Genomic DNA, 14,979 nt, shown 5'->3' with positions numbered 1-14,979 from the left:
CAACCTTTCGGTGAGCGGGGATGTGGCGGGACCGCCACATCCCCAGGTACGAATGGACAATCGATGAAGCCGGGTTTTCAGTCGGCGACCACCGCCCGTAGTACGTCGACCTTGGCGGCGGATCGTGCCGGCCCGATGGCGGCGAGCACACCGGCGACGGCCGCGAGCACGACGTACAGCGTGACCTGCAGGCCCGGGACCGAGATGGACTTGATGCCTTCGTCCGCGAGTGCCTGGGAGAGCGCGAGCCCCAGCCCGATGCCGAGGGCGGCTCCGGCGAGTGCGCCGATCAGGGAGATGACCACGGACTCCCACCGGACCATCGCCCGGACCTGGGCCCGCGTCATGCCGACGGCCCGCAGCAGGCCCAGCTCACGGGTGCGCTCGTACACCGAGAGCACGAGCGTGTTGACGATGCCCAGCAGCGCGATCACGACCGCCAGCAACAGCATCACGGTGACGAAGGTGAGCAACTGGTCGATGAAGCCGCTCGCTTCCTTCTCGAATCCCTTCCGGTCGAGCACCTTGGCATCCGGGTGGCCGGCCAGAGCGTCGGTGACGGCACGCTGCACCGTTCCCTTGTCGGCGCCGTCCACGAGCGTGACCAGGCCGGAGGCCGTCAATTGCTGGCCGGCGGCCGCGGTCTGAGCAGCGATGCTGATGACGTAGTCGTCACTGATCCAGCCCTTGCTGTCGTAGATACCGACGACGCGCAAGGTGTGTTTCCCTGTCTCGGCGAACTCGCCGCGGATGACGGTTCCGAGCTTCCACCCGTGAGTGGTGGCGGCCTTCTGCGCCACCACGACCCCGTCCAGACCGAGGTCGGAGACCGAGCCGGACGACAACCGCAGGTTCAGGCCTGCTGTCGCGGTCGCGGGGTCGATCGCGGAGTAGCTCGAATCCGTACCGTTGAACCGGGCTTGTCCCCAGCCACTGGCCGACACCTTGTCGACACCGGAAACCGCCTGGACAACCTTGGTCACCTCGGGGCTGAAGCCCGGGGCCTGTTTGCTCGAGGGCGTCACGAACAGGTCGGCATTGGTCGAATCTCCGACGAGGTCGGTGAACGAGGCCTTCAGCGACGAGGCGAACACGCCCATGCTGACCACCAGCGTCAGACCGACCATCAGCGCGGCCGCGGTGGACGAGGTACGGCGGGGATTGCGCATCGCGTTCTGCCTGGCCAGATCACCCGGCAGACCACGCAGCCGCAGCGGTACGCCGATCAGCGAGGCGAGCGGACGAGCCGCGGCCGGCAGCAGCATCAGGACACCGACGATGATGGCCAGCAGGCTGGGGCCGAAGACCTTCATGGTGAGATCGCCGTACAGTGTCATGAACAGTCCGGCCAGGCCGAGTCCGGTCACGATGGCGCCGGCGATGACGCGCTTCGGAGACGGGTTGCCTGCGCCGGGCACTGCTTCGCGGAGAGCCTCGACCGGCAGTACCTTCGTGGCCCGGTACGCCGGCACGAGGGCGGCCACGACGGTCACCAGCGTGCCGACCAGTAGCGATACGACGATGGTGCGCGGTTCGACTTGCAGCGACGTACTGGGCAGGCTGAAGCCGACAGCGTCCATGAGCAGGTTGAGGCCCTTGGCAACCAGCAGGCCGAGAGCGATCCCGACCGCCGACGCGAGGGCGCCCAGCAGGAGGGCCTCGACGATCAGGCTCCGGTTCACCTGGCGCCGGGTGGCACCGATGGCCCGCAGCAACGCGATCTCCCTGGACCGCTGGGTGATCGTCATGGTGAAGGTGTTCCAGATGATGAACGCACCGACGAACAACGCGATCCCGGCGAAGATCATGAACATGATGCCGACGACCTTGAGGTCCTTGTTCACCGCGTCCGCGGATTCCTTCACCACGGTCGCGCCGGTGACGGCTTCGGCGCCGTCAGGCAGTACGGCGTTCATCCGTCGGACCAGCTCGGCCGGTTGCACACCGGTGTCCGAGCTGACGTTGATCGCGTCGAAGAACCCGGGTGCGCCGAGCACCTGCTGTGCGGTGGCGGAGTCGAAGTACGCGCCAGTCGTCCCGCCGAGGTTCTTCTCCTTGCCGAAACCGACGGTCCCCACCACGGTGAAGTCCTGGGCCGGGCCCTGGAACAGCACCTTGATGGTGGAGCCGAGCGCGATGTGGTGCTCCTCGGCACTGGTCGCGTCGATCGCCACCTGGCGCGGTCCCGACGGAGCGTTGCCGCTGAGGAGCTTGACGTCACCGCGCAGTGCCGAGTCGGCCGCGAGGCTGTAGCCCATGGTGGGAGCTCCACCACTGGTCAGTACCGCCTTGCCGGCATTGTCGGTCAGCAGTGCGTAGCCGCTGACGGCACCTTCGGCGACGCGGACTCCGTCAACCGTGCGTACCTGGTCGAGGACGGAAGCGGGGATCGGTGCACGGCTGGTGCTGATGCCCTCGGTCTGGCTGAAGGCGGACTCGGCGCGGACGACCGCCGAGGTCCCGGCGGAGACCTTGCCGAACAGTTGGTCGAAGGCCAGTCGCATGGTGTCGGTCAGGATGAGGGTGCCGGCCAGGAACGCGACCCCCAGCGCGATCGAGGCGATGGTCAGTACGAGTCGTACCTTGTGGGCGAGCATGCCCCGCAGAGTTGCCGTGAACATGGCTCAGCCTCCTAGGTGCTTCATGAAGTCGAGTACGGCGTCGGCGGTCGGCTCGAACATCTCGTCGACGACGTGGCCGTCGGCCAGGAACAGGACCCGGTCGGCATAGCTCGCCGCGGTCGGGTCGTGGGTGACCATGACAACGGTCTGGCCGAGCTCCTTGACGGCCTTGCGCAAGAACCCGAGCAGCTCGGTGCCGGAGGCCGAGTCGAGTGCGCCGGTGGGCTCGTCGGCGAAGACGATCTGTGGACGCGAGGCCAAGGCGCGAGCCGCGGCGACCCTCTGCTGTTGCCCACCTGACAGCTCGGTCGGCCGGTGGGTCAGCCGGTCGGCAAGTCCTAGCTTGTCGACGATCGACTGCACCCAAGCCGCGTCGGGCTTGCGGCCGGCGATGCGGATCGGCAGCACGATGTTCTCCGCCGCGGTCATCGTGGGGAGCAGGTTGAAGGACTGGAAGATGAACCCGATGCGATCCCGGCGGAGCAGTGTGAGTGCCTTGTCGTTGAGCGCGCTGATCCGGGTGTCTCCGAGGAAGATCTCGCCGGACGTCGGCCGGTCGAGGCCGGCCAGCATGTGCAGCAGCGTCGACTTGCCCGAGCCGGACGGGCCCATGATCGCGGTGAACTCGCCGGTCTGCAGCGTGACGTGAACGTCTTTGAGCGCGGCGACCGTCGCGTCTCCGGTGCCGTAGAACTTGCTGACACCCTCGGCCCGGGCCGCGACCGTGGTCGGAGCGATGGTGCTGTCGGTCGTGCTGATGGAGGCAGACATCGGTGATTCCCCCTGTGGCTGGATCGGCCTCCTCGGAACGAGCGGCCGTGTTACCAGCAAAGGCGTTCGCGCCGCAGACTCCCATCGGGCTGGGCGCACCGCGGCCGGGGGACGGCCGTAGGCATCGAGCGGAAGATCGTGCGGATAACCCACCCCTGAGGGGTTCGGGTACTCCCATCTCGATGAAGGGGGGCGCAGACTGCAGAGATGAGGGTGTGGGGGCGATGGCTGACGGGCCGTGAACGACTCGCCGGCCTACTGATGGTGGGCGGGCTCGTTGTGTTCGTGGTGCTGGTGTACGTCGTGATCGTGCTGGGCGGCGGCGCACTGATCGGCCACACGTCCTCGCCCCACCTGGGACTCTCGGTGCTGGCCACCGCGGTGGTTGCGCTGGCCTTCGGTCGGGTGCAGTCACGCCTCGAGATCGTCATGTCGCGGCTGGTGCACGGCGGACGGCAATCGCCGTACGAGATCTTGAGGCGGTTCTCGCCGGAGGTGACCGGTAGCCGCGCCGCCGACGACCTGCCGGCGCGGATGGCGGAGATCCTGGCCGATGGCACGGCTGCCAAGTCGGCGCAGGTGTGGCTGATGGTCGACGGCCGGTTGAGGCTGGCCGCGACCTGGCCGCCCGGTGACGATCGGCCGCCCGTAGCCGGCGACGGGCCCGGCCGACGGGAGCTCCCGGTGCGTCAGGCGGGGGAGTTGCTCGGCGTCCTGGCCGTTCAGGAACATGAGAACGTACCGCTGACTCCGGTCGAGGAACGCCTGTTCGCGGGCCTGGCGAACCAGGCCGGGCTCGTCCTGCGAGGCACACGGCTGCGCGCCGAACTCGTCCATCGGATCGCGGAACTGTCAACGCTGGCGGCCGAGCTGCGGATGTCCCGGCAGCGACTCGTCGACGCACAGGACGCCGAGCGGAGACGGCTGGAGCGCGACATTCATGACGGCGCGCAACAGCATCTGGTCGCGCTCGCCGTGAACCTGAGCCTCGCCCGCACCTTGACCGGCCGGGCGCCCGAACGGGCCGATCGGCTCGTCGTGGAGCAGTCCAAGGCGGCGACCGCGACCATCGACGTGATCATCAGCCTCTCGCGAGGTATCTACCCGAGCCTGCTGGCCGACGAAGGGCTCGAAGCCGCCCTACGTACGGCGATCTCCCAGAGCCCGCTCCCGGTCGAACTTGCTGTTGCCGACCTCGGCCGTTACCCGGCCGGTGTCGAGGCGGCGGCGTACTTCTGCGCGCTGGAGGCATTGCAGAACTCGGTCAAGCACTCGTCGGCGAATGCTGTTCACCTCGGTCTCCGGGGCGGTCCCGGTCTCTTGGAGTTGACCGTTCAGGACCACGGGGCCGGGTTCGATCTCGGCGCGGTTCCCGCGGGTGCGGGCCTGGCCAACATGCGTGACCGGGTCGAGTCGGCCGGAGGCACGCTGACGATCGAGACGACGCCGTCGCACGGCACCCTGATCGCGGCGCGGCTGCCAGGTGTACGTCGGCAGGGGGACTGAGATGTACGCGCGGGTGGCGTGGGTACTGACGGCGCTCACGGCACTGATCGCAGGGGCGGACGTCTGGGTGACCTCGACGTACCGGCCACTGCTGTCCGAAGAGGCCGTGGCCGTCCACGGCTTCCCGTTCGTCACCGGCGCCGTCGTCGGCTGCGCGGCGATGGGCGCACTGATCGTGGCGCGATGGGCCAGGCATCCGATCGGCTGGCTGCTGTGTCTGATCGGCTTCACCGCCTCGATCTCGTTGCTGGCCGAGGCCTACGGCATCTGGGTGCTCACCGCTGACGGGCCCGGCTCGCGGAGCCTTGGCGGGACCGCGAGCTGGATCGCTGCCCTGCTGGGTGGACAGCTCTCGCTCGCCGCGTTGGCCATCGTGTTCCTGGTGGCGCCGGACGGCCATTTCCAGTCTCACCGATGGCGGGCCGCGGCGATCGTGGCCTTGCTGGGCTACGGCGCTTACGCAGGGAGTTTGCTGACCCTGCCGCCGACCGAGTTCGAGATCGACCGGGAGAACTTCGGGCCGGTCGGCAGACTGCTGTCCTTCGCCGGTCTGCCGCTCCTCGCGGGCGGATTGCTCGCCGCGATGGTGTCCATGGTCCGCCGATTGCGTCGTAGCCGGGGCGAGCAGCGGCGGCAGTTGCGGCTGATCGCGGTCTCGGCGGTCCTCGTCGCCCTGAGCTTCGTGTACCTGATCGTCGTGCAGTCGCTGAACGATGATCAGCAGACCTGGATCTCGAGCCTCCCGCTGTTCGTCTCCTTCCTCTGCCTGCCGTTCCTGTTCGCGGTCGCGGTGCTGCGCTACCGGCTGTTCGATCTGGACCTGATCATCAACCGGGCCGTCATCGTTGCCTTAGGCACCATTTTCGCCGGGGTCGGCTATGCCGGCCTGGTGCTCGCCGTCGCGGGCCTGGTGAATACGCGGACCGACGGATTCTGGGTGTCCCTGCTGGCCACCGCGCTGGTCGCTGTCGCGTTCCAGCCGCTCCGCCGATGGGTCGTCCGGCTGGCCAACCGGCTCGCCTACGGGGCACGGGCGCTGCCGTACGAGGCGCTGTCCGACTTCAGCCGGCGCCTCGCGGAGACGCCGTCGGCGGCATCGCTGTTGCCCGCCGTCGCAGAAGCGGCCGGGCGCGCGGTGTCCGCGCAATCCTCGACCGCGGTCCTGCGGGTGTCCGGCTCGGCGGAGATTTCCAGGACCTGGCCCGGCCGGCCCGACGGCCCGTCGGAGTGCGAGGTGCCGGTCCGGCACGATGGCGAAACCCTCGGCAGCATCGGCGTGACCATGCCGAAGGGTCGCCGGCTCCGGACGGCGGACGAACGGCTGCTCCACGATCTGGCCGATCAGACCGCGCTGGCCTTTCGCAACGCCGCCATGGAGTCGGAGCTGGCAGCGCACGTGGTCGCTCTGGATCGCACGAACGGCGCACTCGCCGAGTCACGACGACGGCTGCTCGCCGCGGACGACGCCACTCGCCGTCAGCTGGAGTCCGCGATCTCCCGTGACGTGCTGTCGCATCTCGAGCCGATGCCGGAGCGTCTGCGGACCCTCCGCGTGGCCGGATCGGACGTCGCCGCGTCGGCCGAGATCCAGCGGCTCGTGTCCGAGACGAACGCCGCACTGGAGTCGTTGCGGGATCTGACCCACGGCGTATTTCCCACTCAGCTGGCCCGGTCCGGACTTTCCCGGGCGCTCCGTTCGCACCTGGCCAGGAACGGTCTGGGCGCCGCCTTGCAGATCGAGCCGTCGGCCGATCGGCGGTTCTCCGCCCGGGTCGAGGCGGCGGTCTACTTCTGCTGTGTCGAGGTCCTGCGCGCCGGGTCCACCGCTGCCAGGATCGATCTGGGGATGGCGGGGCAGGACCTGGTCGTTCAGGTGCGTGGAGTCGCTCCGGGCGAGGTCGACGTACAGTCGATCGTCGACCGGGTGGAGGCGGTCGACGGAACACTGTCACTGGATGATCCGCTGGTGTTGTCCGTCAGCATCCCGGTCGCCATCGACGCGGCTGCTCCGGTCTAGCGCCGCGGAGCGGCCGCCCAGGTGGAGGCGAGCTGGTCCGGGCCGAAGGTGGCCTTCGCGAGGTACGTGGCCGCCCCGCAGCCGGTGAGGTCGAACGCGTCCGCGTCGGAGGTCGAGAGCAGTACGACGACCGGCGCGTCGACGGCCAGGGTGATCCGCCGGCTGGCCTCGATGCCATCGATACCCGGCAGGTTGACGTCCATCAGCACGAGATCCGGACGCAGCCGGGCAACCGCGTGCAGCGATTCCTCGCCCGATGATGTCGCGGCCACGACCACGAAGCCGTCGGTCTCCGACACCACGGCAGTGATTGCCCGGCGAAAGGGCTCCTGGTCGTCGACGATCAGAACACGTACAGCGGCCACCTCCTACCCACCTCCTGCTCTCAGGGTGACGCAGAGGGTTGTCGCGGCGGGATGGGGCTGACCGCTCGGCTTGGGGCGGTTGTCCGCCTGCCGATCGCCGTACGGCGGGCTGCTCAGCGACCGGCCGCTCCGCCAGTGGCCTCGAGAAAGGCGAGCACGGCCATCACCCGGCGGTTCACGTCGGACTCGTCGGGCGAGCCAAGCTTCTGGAAGAGCGAGCTGATGTGTTTCTCCACTGCACGCTCACTCATGAACAGGGCCTTCGAGATGGCCGCATTGCTGCGGCCCGCCGCCATCTCCTGGAGCACCTCGCGCTCGCGCCCGGTCAGCCTGAGCAGTGGTGACCGTGCGTCCTGGGCTTTCCGTGCGAGCAGTCCCTCGACGACTCTGGGATCGAGCACGGAGCCGCCTCGCGCCACGTCGTACAGGGCCCGGACGAGTTCGTCGAGCTCGGAGACGCGCTCCTTCAACAGGTATCCGAGTCCCGCGACCCCGTCCGACAACAGGTCGAAGGCGTACTCCTCCTCGACGTACTGGGACAGGACGACAACTCCGGTCGACGGGTAGTCGGACCGGATCTGCTTGGCGACGTCGATCCCCTCGGTCGTGAACGTCGGCGGCATCCGGATGTCGGTGAGTACGGCGTCAGGCCGATGCTCGGCCACCGCTCGGAGCAGACTGACCGGGTCGACAACCGTCTCGACCAGGTCGATCTCGCCGGCTTCGGCGAGAAGGGCAGAGATCCCCTCCCGCACAAGAAAATTGTCATCCGCGAAGACGACGCGCAACGCCATTGCACCACTCTAGGCCTCGCCTTTGGCCCGACGGAGATTCTGCCTGTCAGGCGAGTGATCGCAGCGGTGTGACGGGTATGCAGAAGTCGAGAACGATGCGCTTCTCGGTGCCGGGTTCGTCACTGTCGTAATAGATCTCCAGGGGTGGCCGGTCGTCTGCCTGGAAGCCGCTGCGGGGTAACCAATCGCCGTACATGGCATCAGCCTTGAGGCCGATCTCGGCCGGTTCGTCGACGTCGATGCGCAGTACGGCGTAGCGGCCGCCGGGAAGGTCCTGGATGTCGACGTCTGTCGACGCGGTGGTGACGCTCGACGGCACGGTGACGCACGCGTCGTAGCGGCAGCGGTCGTTGGGCGTGACGTCGGGGTTGTCGTGGGGGACGCCAATCACCAAGGTGTCGGGACCGAAGAGTCCTTGGGCGGCGACCCAGCCGCACACCTGCTGGAAGGCGGCGTTCAGGTGCTCGGCGAAGACGCCTTTGCTGTAGGCGAAGCGGCGGATGTAGGCAACGTGATAGGTGGGCAGCGTTTTGACCTCGACGTTCATCGTGCGTCTCTCCTTGGGATAGCGGGCCCATTCGTTCGGAGCGTAGAGCGCACGTGTGGTGCTGCCTTCTCCCTCCTTGCGGTCTGTGTCTCCCGGCTTGCGCGGTTGGACGGTCCGGAACTCGGAGGCGCTGACGCCGAAGCGCTCCTTGAAGGCGCGCGCGAAGTTGGAGTGTGAGGAGAATCCGCAGCTGAGGGCGATGTCGGTGACTCGCGTCCTTGGTTGCCGGACGAGGAGGTTGGCTGCTCGCTCCAGCCTCAGCCGCCAGATGAAGCTGCTCAACGTCTCGCCCATGACGCCTTTGAAGATGCGGTGGAAGTGGTACGGCGAGAAGCCGGCGACGTCGGCGAGCTCGCGCAGGGTGAGCGGCTCGTCCAAGCGCGCGCCGATGTGATTGACGACGCGGTTGAGTCGCGTCGTGTACTCCCCGCGCGGCGAGGACGTGATCATGGCCGTGCCCAGCTCCCGGTGTTTCCCAGGATCGTAACGACGCCGGACAACGCCGCCTACTCCGAGCTTGCGATCCTCGAACCTGCGCGAGGCGGGCACGGATTGCGGGTTGCGGGAGGTGCGGAGAGGGTGCGCAGGTCGTCGAAGGCTTGGGAGAGATGCGCTTCCAGGCCCCGTTCGGGGTCGTCGTTCCAGGCTTGGACTGCTTGGCGGTAGGTGGCCCAGCCGGTCTGAGCTGCCAACCGGGCCAGTCGGTCGGGGATGCCGCGCTGCCGCAGGGCCTCGGCTACGACATCGGTCAGTGATGCGTGCTTGGCCAGCTCGCGTTCGCGTAGCGCCGGTGTTGCGGCGATGACTTCGAATCGTGGTTCTGCGAACGGACGGTTGGCCTCGAGGGCTCGGCCGGTTTCTTGGAAGGCGCAGAGCAGTACGTCGAACGGCAGTAGGCCGGCCGGCGCCTCGGCCACCGCCTGCCTGAGCGACGCGCGCAGGTCGTCTTCGCCGTCGAACAGCACCTCGCGCTTGTCTGCGAAGTGCCGGAAGTAGGTGCGCTCGTTGACGCCGGCGCGGGCTGCGATCTCAGCTGTGGTGGTCTGGTCGAATCCGCGTTCGCGGAACAGCTCCAGGGCCGCTTGCTGGAGGCGGCGGCGCGCTTCTAGTCCACTTCGTGGCATGCCCTGAGCCTACTGCGTTACGCCAGTGACTGGCGGCACGTTGTGTCAGTCACTGGCGTAACGTGTAGTGTCAGTGACTGGCGCTAAGTAGTGCCAGTCACTGGCGTTAACAGGGAGAGTGCCTCATGCGTATCTTCGTCACAGGTGGTTCCGGTCAGACCGGCCCCACAGTCCTCACCGAACTAGTCGCGGCCGGCCATACCGTCACCGCTCTGGCACGTTCGGATGCCTCGGCTGCTCGACTGGAGGCACTGGGCGCCACTCCGCACCGTGGTTCCCTGGACGACCTCGACAGCCTGCGTAGCGGCGCCGAAGGTGCCGATGGTGTCCTGCATATGGCGTACGGCGGCGATTACGCTGATCCGGACGCGCTCGCGCGTCGCGACTGCGGCGCGATCGAGGCGCTCGGTCAGGGGCTGGTCGAGTCCGGCAAGCCGTTGATCATCACATCGGGCACGTTGGTGATGCGGGGTGGCCGGGTCAGCACCGAGCAGGACGCGCCGGATCCCGATTCGGTCGTCGCCGTTCGTGTTGCGGGCGAGCGGGCCTGCCTGGGCTTCGCGGATCAGGGGGTGCGAGCCGGTGTCGTGCGCCTCGCGCCGACCGTGCACGGCCCGGGTGACTACGGATTCATCCCGGCTCTGATCGCGGCCGCGCGCCGAGCGGGCGTCTCGGCCTACATCGGGGATGGCGCCAACCGATGGCCGGCTGTCCACCGGTCGGACGCCGCGGGCCTCTTCCGGTTGGCGTTGGAGAAGGCTCCCGCCGGCAGCGTGCTGCACGGTGCCGGCGAAAGCGCTGTGACGATCAAGAGCGTCGCGGAGCAGATCGCGCGGACACTCGACATTCCCACCGTCTCAATGACTCTCGAGCAGGCATCCGAGCATCTCGGAAACCCGTTCTTGGCAAGGGTGTTCTCCCTCGATGTGCCCGTCTCCAGCGAACACACCCAAACCCTCCTGGGGTGGGTACCGAAGCACGCGACGTTGCTGGAGGACCTCAGGACCGGCGACTACTTCACCCCACAGGCCAGCATCCGCGCCGAGGAGGTCTGGTCGCCACATCACGACACCCATCAACCGTAATATTATGCCTATCAGGCTAATTTTCTGAGTGGTGCCGGGCGACGGTCCTGGCGGGCGGATGGAGGAGTGCGTGGCGCGGTACGACAAGGAGCACAAGCAGGCGACGAGGCAGCGGATCCTCGAGACGTCCGGCCGGCGGTTCAAGCAGAGCGGTATCGACGGCTCCGGTGTCGCCACGCTGATGGCCGACGCGGGGCTGACCAACGGTGCCTTCTATGCGCACTTCGCGTCCAAGGACGACCTTGTCGCCAACGTCGTCGCCGACCAGTTGCGGACCCAGGCCGAGACGTTCAAGGCGTTGCCGCCCGGTCGGGCGGGGTTGGAGGAGTTCCTGGGCGAGTACCTGTCGCCACAGCACCGGGACAATCCCAGTGTCGGGTGCCCGGCCGCCGCCCTGCTCGACGAGCTCGGGCGAAGCGGGGCCGCGGCCAAGGACGCCTACACCGAGGGCGTGCGGTTCATCCTCGACGAGATCGCCAGTCGCCTGGCTCCCGAGGATCCGCAGTCGGCGTACGGGAGGGCGCTCGCGTTGTACACGATGGCGGTGGGAACGCTGCAGCTGTCGCGCGCCATGTCCGACCCGAAGCTCGCCGACGAGATCCTCGAACACGGCATCCAGAACGCCCGCGCATTCCTCGGCTGACCAGCGCGCCAGGGCGCTGGGTGCGACCGACCCCGGGGGACGGTCCCCGCATGCGATTCAGCGTACGATCCTAATTTAATTTCCCAAAAGCCTTGCTTGGAAGGATGTCACGCTCCTATGGTAGTACGAACGTAATCTAAATCTTCGGGAGCCCGTGATGACAGCAACTCCGCAGGTCGCGCTCGTGACAGGCGCTACCTCAGGCATCGGCAAGGCGGCAGCGATCGCGCTGGCGGCAGCGGGGTTCCAGGTGATCGGAACCGGCCGCAACACCGCGGGCCTCACCGCGCCTTCCGGGATGACCTACCTCGACCTGGACGTGACCAGCGACGAATCGGTCGCCTCGGCGGTCAAGCAGGTGATCGACCGGTTCGGGCAGGTCGACGTACTGGTCAACAACGCCGGCGTCGGCTCGACCGGCGCCGGCGAGGAGTTCTCGATCACCCAGACGCAGGACATCTTCGACATCAACGTCTACGGCATCATGCGGACGACCAAGGCGGTCCTGCCGCAGATGCGCGCCCAAGGGCGCGGACGCATCATCAACGTCTCATCCCTCAGCGGGTTCGTCCCCAGCCCGTTCATGACCGTCTACGTCTCGACCAAGCACGCGGTCGAGGGCTACTCCCAGTCGCTGGACCACGAGGTCCGTGAGTACGGCGTCCGGGTCCTGCTCGTCGAGCCCGGCCCGATCAACACTCCGTTCGCAGGCCACAGCGTGGAGGCCGACACCCCCATGCCGCTCTACGCGGCGGGACGGCGTAACTACGACGAACTGCTGGAGAAGAACCTCAGCAGCGGGGACGACCCCGCCGTCGTCGCCAAGGTGATCGTCGCGTCGGCAACCGACCGGAACCCGAAACTACGGCGTACCGCCGGTACGACCGCCCGGACCATCAACGCGGTGTACCGCGTCGCCCCGCCCCGGATCTTCGACCGCATCATCCGCAGATTCAACCGGATGCCGAGCTGATCACCCACCTCGGGCCTATCGACTACTACGGAGAGACGACTCATGACGTCCGAAGACACAACAGGACTGGACATCGAAGAACACGGCACGACCTTGATCGTCCGGATCGATGGCGGCGAGCATGCTTTGCTGGATCCAGGTATGGCGGCTCAACTCGGCAGACTAGTCGACAGGGCTGACAAGGATCCCGGCATCCACGCCGTCGTCTTCACGGGAACCCATCCCGACCGATTCCTGAGCCACGCAGACATCACCTGGCTCCAAGAGGGCGGCGTCGGGTTTCCACCCATCGGTACCCGCACCGCGGGATTCGTCTTTCGCCTGGCGACCGCCATCAACAAGATGCCGGGCATCAGGTCGCTCGCAGCGAAGACCAAGCTGAAGACACTCCTGCAACTGGACGGCCTGCACGCGACGTTCCTGAAGATGAACGCGAGCGGCACCATCTTCATCGCGGCACTCAACGGATCGGCGCTCGCCATCGGCGCGGAATTCGCCTGGGCATGTGATGTGCGGATCATGGCAGATGGAGACTTTGTCATCGGCCTGACCGAAGTGCTGCTCGCGCTCACCCCGGGCGGCGGGGGTTCCCAGCGATTGACTCGCTTGATCGGCTCCCGGCAATCGCTGGCCGTGATCCTCGAGGGCAAGCCGTTCACCCCTGCAGAAGCTCTCGCGCTCGGTGCTGTCGACGAAGTGGTACCGCAGAGCAGGGTGCTCGGGCGCGCGATCGAGCCAGCCGAGTACCTGAGCCTGCGGTCGAAGAAGTCGCTCGGGGCGATCAAGCGGTCGGTGTACTTCGGCGCGTCGATGCCGATGTTGGCCGGCCTCCAGTTCGAGCACGCGGAGTTCCTCGTGAGAGATCAGGACAAAGAAGCCCAGAAGCGGATGCTCGAGTACGTCGTCGCAACGGAAGCGACGGGCGATCTGCCCTTGCTGGACCCCACGACGTACGCCCAGGCACTACGCGAGGGCCGCATCGGCGGCGGATCGAACGACTAGGGAGAGCACAGGGTGCGATACACGAAAGAACACAAGCAGGAGACAAGGCAGCGGATCATTGCGACGGCCGGTCGACGGTTCAAGCGGGACGGTATCGACGGCTCGGGAGTCGCGACGCTGATGAAGGACGCGGGCCTGACCAACGGCGCCTTCTACGCCCACTTCGAATCCAAGGACAGCCTGGTCGTCAGCGCGATCGCCGACCAGTTGCACACGCTGCACGCGAACATCGTCGCGCAGGCGGCCCCGGGCGCGGCCGGCCTTGAACAGGTCGTGCGCTGGTACTTGTCGCCTGACCACCGGGACGATCCAGTTGACGGCTGCCCCAATGCCGCCCTGCTCGACGAGATCGCGCGCAGCGGCGACACCACCCGGCAGGCCTACACCGACGGCGTGCTGGTTGTCATCGACGGCCTCGCCGCCCGCATGACGCCCGAGGATCCGATCTCGGCCCGCGTGAAGGCGCTCAGCCTCCTCGGCCTGATGGCCGGGACGCTACAACTCGCTCGCGCTCTGACGGACCGACAGCTCTCCGACGACCTCCTGGAGCAGGGCATCCGCACTGCCTTGGCCCTGGTGGAGGCCCAGCAGCACCTCTGAGACGCCATCCAAGCGACTACCACGAAATGAGCCAATCGATGAACCAGCCCAGCACGATCCGCTTCGAGCGCACGACAGCGCAAACCGCCAAGATCACGTTCGCGAATCCTCCGGTGAACCTGGTGATTCCCGAAACCGTGGTGACGTTGCACGAGATCGTCCGCGAACTCGACAACGACCCTGACATCCAGGTGGTCGTCTTCTCCAGCGACGTCCCCGACTTCTTCTTCAACCACTTCGACGGCGCCGAGGCCGGCAACCTGCCCGTGCCCGAGCACGAAGGCGACGCGCCGGTTTGGACCGACCTGGTCCTGCGGTTGAGCAAGGCTGCGTATGTCAGCATCGCCTCCATCCGGGGCCGCACGCGCGGTGCCGGCAACGAACTGGCCCTCGCCTGCGACCTGCGGTACGCCAGTCGTGAGAAGGCGTACTTCGGCCAGCCTGAGGTCGGTGTCGGCATCGTGCCCGGCGGCGGTGGTGCCGAGCGACTCCCGCGGTCCATCGGTCGCGACCGGGCGCTAGAGGCGATCCTCGGCAGTGCCGACTACGACGCCGAGCTGGCGGAGCGCTGGGGATGGGTCACGCGAACCCTTCCGGATGCTGAACTCGACGCCTTCGTCGACGCGACCGTCGCTCGCCTCGCGTCCTTCGACCGGCAGTCGTTGGCGACCGCCAAGGCTATGGTCGGCCGGGCCACGCTGCCGCCGGACGCCGACCTGATCAGCTCGTACGGCGAGTTCGTGGACTCTCTGACCCGCCCGGGACTCCTGCCGCGGGCGATGGCGCTCGGCGCACTGACCGCCGACAAGGGCCTGGATGTCGAGTACCAGCTGGGCGAGTACGTCGGGGTGGTCAACCAGAACCTCTGATCGCTGTTCGGTCGGTCAGGACCTGTTGTTTCTCGGGGATTTGCTGCACGGTCTAGAGAAGG

The 14,979-nt window shown here is 67.4% G+C and carries 14 protein-coding genes; 8 read left to right on the top strand and 6 right to left on the bottom strand.

The window, feature by feature from the left end; translation table 11 throughout:
- Positions 1-77: 77 nt before the first annotated feature.
- The gene (locus EV649_RS39415; protein WP_130388847.1) at positions 78-2,621 is read right to left on the bottom strand and encodes an ABC transporter permease; all 2,544 of its coding nucleotides are present in this window, start codon (positions 2,619-2,621) and stop codon (positions 78-80) included.
- Positions 2,622-2,624: 3 nt separating this feature from the next.
- Positions 2,625-3,392: an ABC transporter ATP-binding protein gene (locus EV649_RS39410; RefSeq protein ID WP_130388846.1), complete on the bottom strand. Its 768-nt coding sequence runs from the start codon at positions 3,390-3,392 to the stop codon at positions 2,625-2,627.
- A 207-nt stretch (positions 3,393-3,599) separates the two neighbouring features.
- On the opposite strand from EV649_RS39410, the gene EV649_RS39405 reads away from it, so the two are divergent.
- Both EV649_RS39405 and EV649_RS39400 read left to right on the top strand, forming a co-directional pair.
- Positions 3,600-4,898: a histidine kinase gene (locus EV649_RS39405; RefSeq protein ID WP_130388845.1), complete on the top strand. Its 1,299-nt coding sequence runs from the start codon at positions 3,600-3,602 to the stop codon at positions 4,896-4,898.
- A gap of 1 nt (position 4,899) precedes the next feature.
- A complete protein-coding gene (locus tag EV649_RS39400; protein ID WP_130388844.1) occupies positions 4,900-6,915 on the top strand; it encodes a hypothetical protein in 2,016 nt (671 codons plus the stop codon).
- Here the strand turns inward: EV649_RS39400 and EV649_RS39395 are convergent.
- From EV649_RS39395 to EV649_RS39380, 4 genes are all read right to left on the bottom strand, one after another.
- Positions 6,912-7,280 (bottom strand): response regulator transcription factor, encoded by a 369-nt coding sequence (locus EV649_RS39395; protein WP_130388843.1) that lies wholly within the window; start codon positions 7,278-7,280, stop codon positions 6,912-6,914. The two genes, EV649_RS39400 and EV649_RS39395, sit on opposite strands and share 4 nt — an antisense overlap.
- Positions 7,281-7,393: 113 nt before the next feature.
- A complete protein-coding gene (locus EV649_RS39390; protein WP_130388842.1) occupies positions 7,394-8,074 on the bottom strand; it encodes a response regulator transcription factor in 681 nt (226 codons plus the stop codon).
- A 46-nt stretch (positions 8,075-8,120) separates the two neighbouring features.
- On the bottom strand, positions 8,121-9,170 hold the full coding sequence (locus tag EV649_RS39385) for a GyrI-like domain-containing protein (RefSeq protein WP_130388841.1): 1,050 nt from the start codon (positions 9,168-9,170) through the stop codon (positions 8,121-8,123).
- Positions 9,128-9,745 (bottom strand): TetR/AcrR family transcriptional regulator, encoded by a 618-nt coding sequence (locus EV649_RS39380; RefSeq protein WP_130388840.1) that lies wholly within the window; start codon positions 9,743-9,745, stop codon positions 9,128-9,130. Before EV649_RS39380 ends, EV649_RS39385 begins: the two co-directional genes overlap by 43 nt.
- Positions 9,746-9,870: 125 nt before the next feature.
- On the opposite strand from EV649_RS39380, the gene EV649_RS39375 reads away from it, so the two are divergent.
- The 6 genes from EV649_RS39375 to EV649_RS39350 all read left to right on the top strand — a co-directional run bounded on the left by EV649_RS39375 (position 9,871) and on the right by EV649_RS39350 (position 14,917).
- The gene (locus EV649_RS39375; protein ID WP_130388839.1) at positions 9,871-10,830 is read left to right on the top strand and encodes an SDR family oxidoreductase; all 960 of its coding nucleotides are present in this window, start codon (positions 9,871-9,873) and stop codon (positions 10,828-10,830) included.
- A gap of 70 nt (positions 10,831-10,900) precedes the next feature.
- Complete coding sequence (locus tag EV649_RS39370; RefSeq protein ID WP_130388838.1) at positions 10,901-11,473, top strand: TetR/AcrR family transcriptional regulator; 573 nt, start codon at positions 10,901-10,903, stop codon at positions 11,471-11,473.
- A 157-nt stretch (positions 11,474-11,630) separates the two neighbouring features.
- Entirely contained in the window at positions 11,631-12,446 is an 816-nt protein-coding gene (locus EV649_RS39365) for an oxidoreductase (protein WP_198682949.1), read from the top strand.
- A 42-nt stretch (positions 12,447-12,488) separates the two neighbouring features.
- Positions 12,489-13,448, top strand: coding sequence for an enoyl-CoA hydratase/isomerase family protein (locus EV649_RS39360; RefSeq protein ID WP_130388836.1), 960 nt, complete (start codon positions 12,489-12,491; stop codon positions 13,446-13,448).
- Positions 13,449-13,460: 12 nt separating this feature from the next.
- On the top strand, positions 13,461-14,048 hold the full coding sequence (locus EV649_RS39355; protein WP_130388835.1) for a TetR/AcrR family transcriptional regulator: 588 nt from the start codon (positions 13,461-13,463) through the stop codon (positions 14,046-14,048).
- A 38-nt stretch (positions 14,049-14,086) separates the two neighbouring features.
- Positions 14,087-14,917 carry an enoyl-CoA hydratase/isomerase family protein gene (locus EV649_RS39350; protein WP_130388834.1) on the top strand — a complete coding sequence of 277 codons (831 nt, stop codon included), beginning with the start codon at positions 14,087-14,089 and terminating at the stop codon, positions 14,915-14,917.
- Positions 14,918-14,979 lie beyond the last annotated feature (62 nt).

Source organism: Kribbella sp. VKM Ac-2569, from assembly GCF_004216905.1.
In the GTDB taxonomy this organism is placed as follows: Bacteria; Actinomycetota; Actinomycetes; order Propionibacteriales; family Kribbellaceae; genus Kribbella.
Note: the sequence above shows the minus strand (reverse complement) of the source record. Positions and strands in the feature narration are given on the sequence as shown.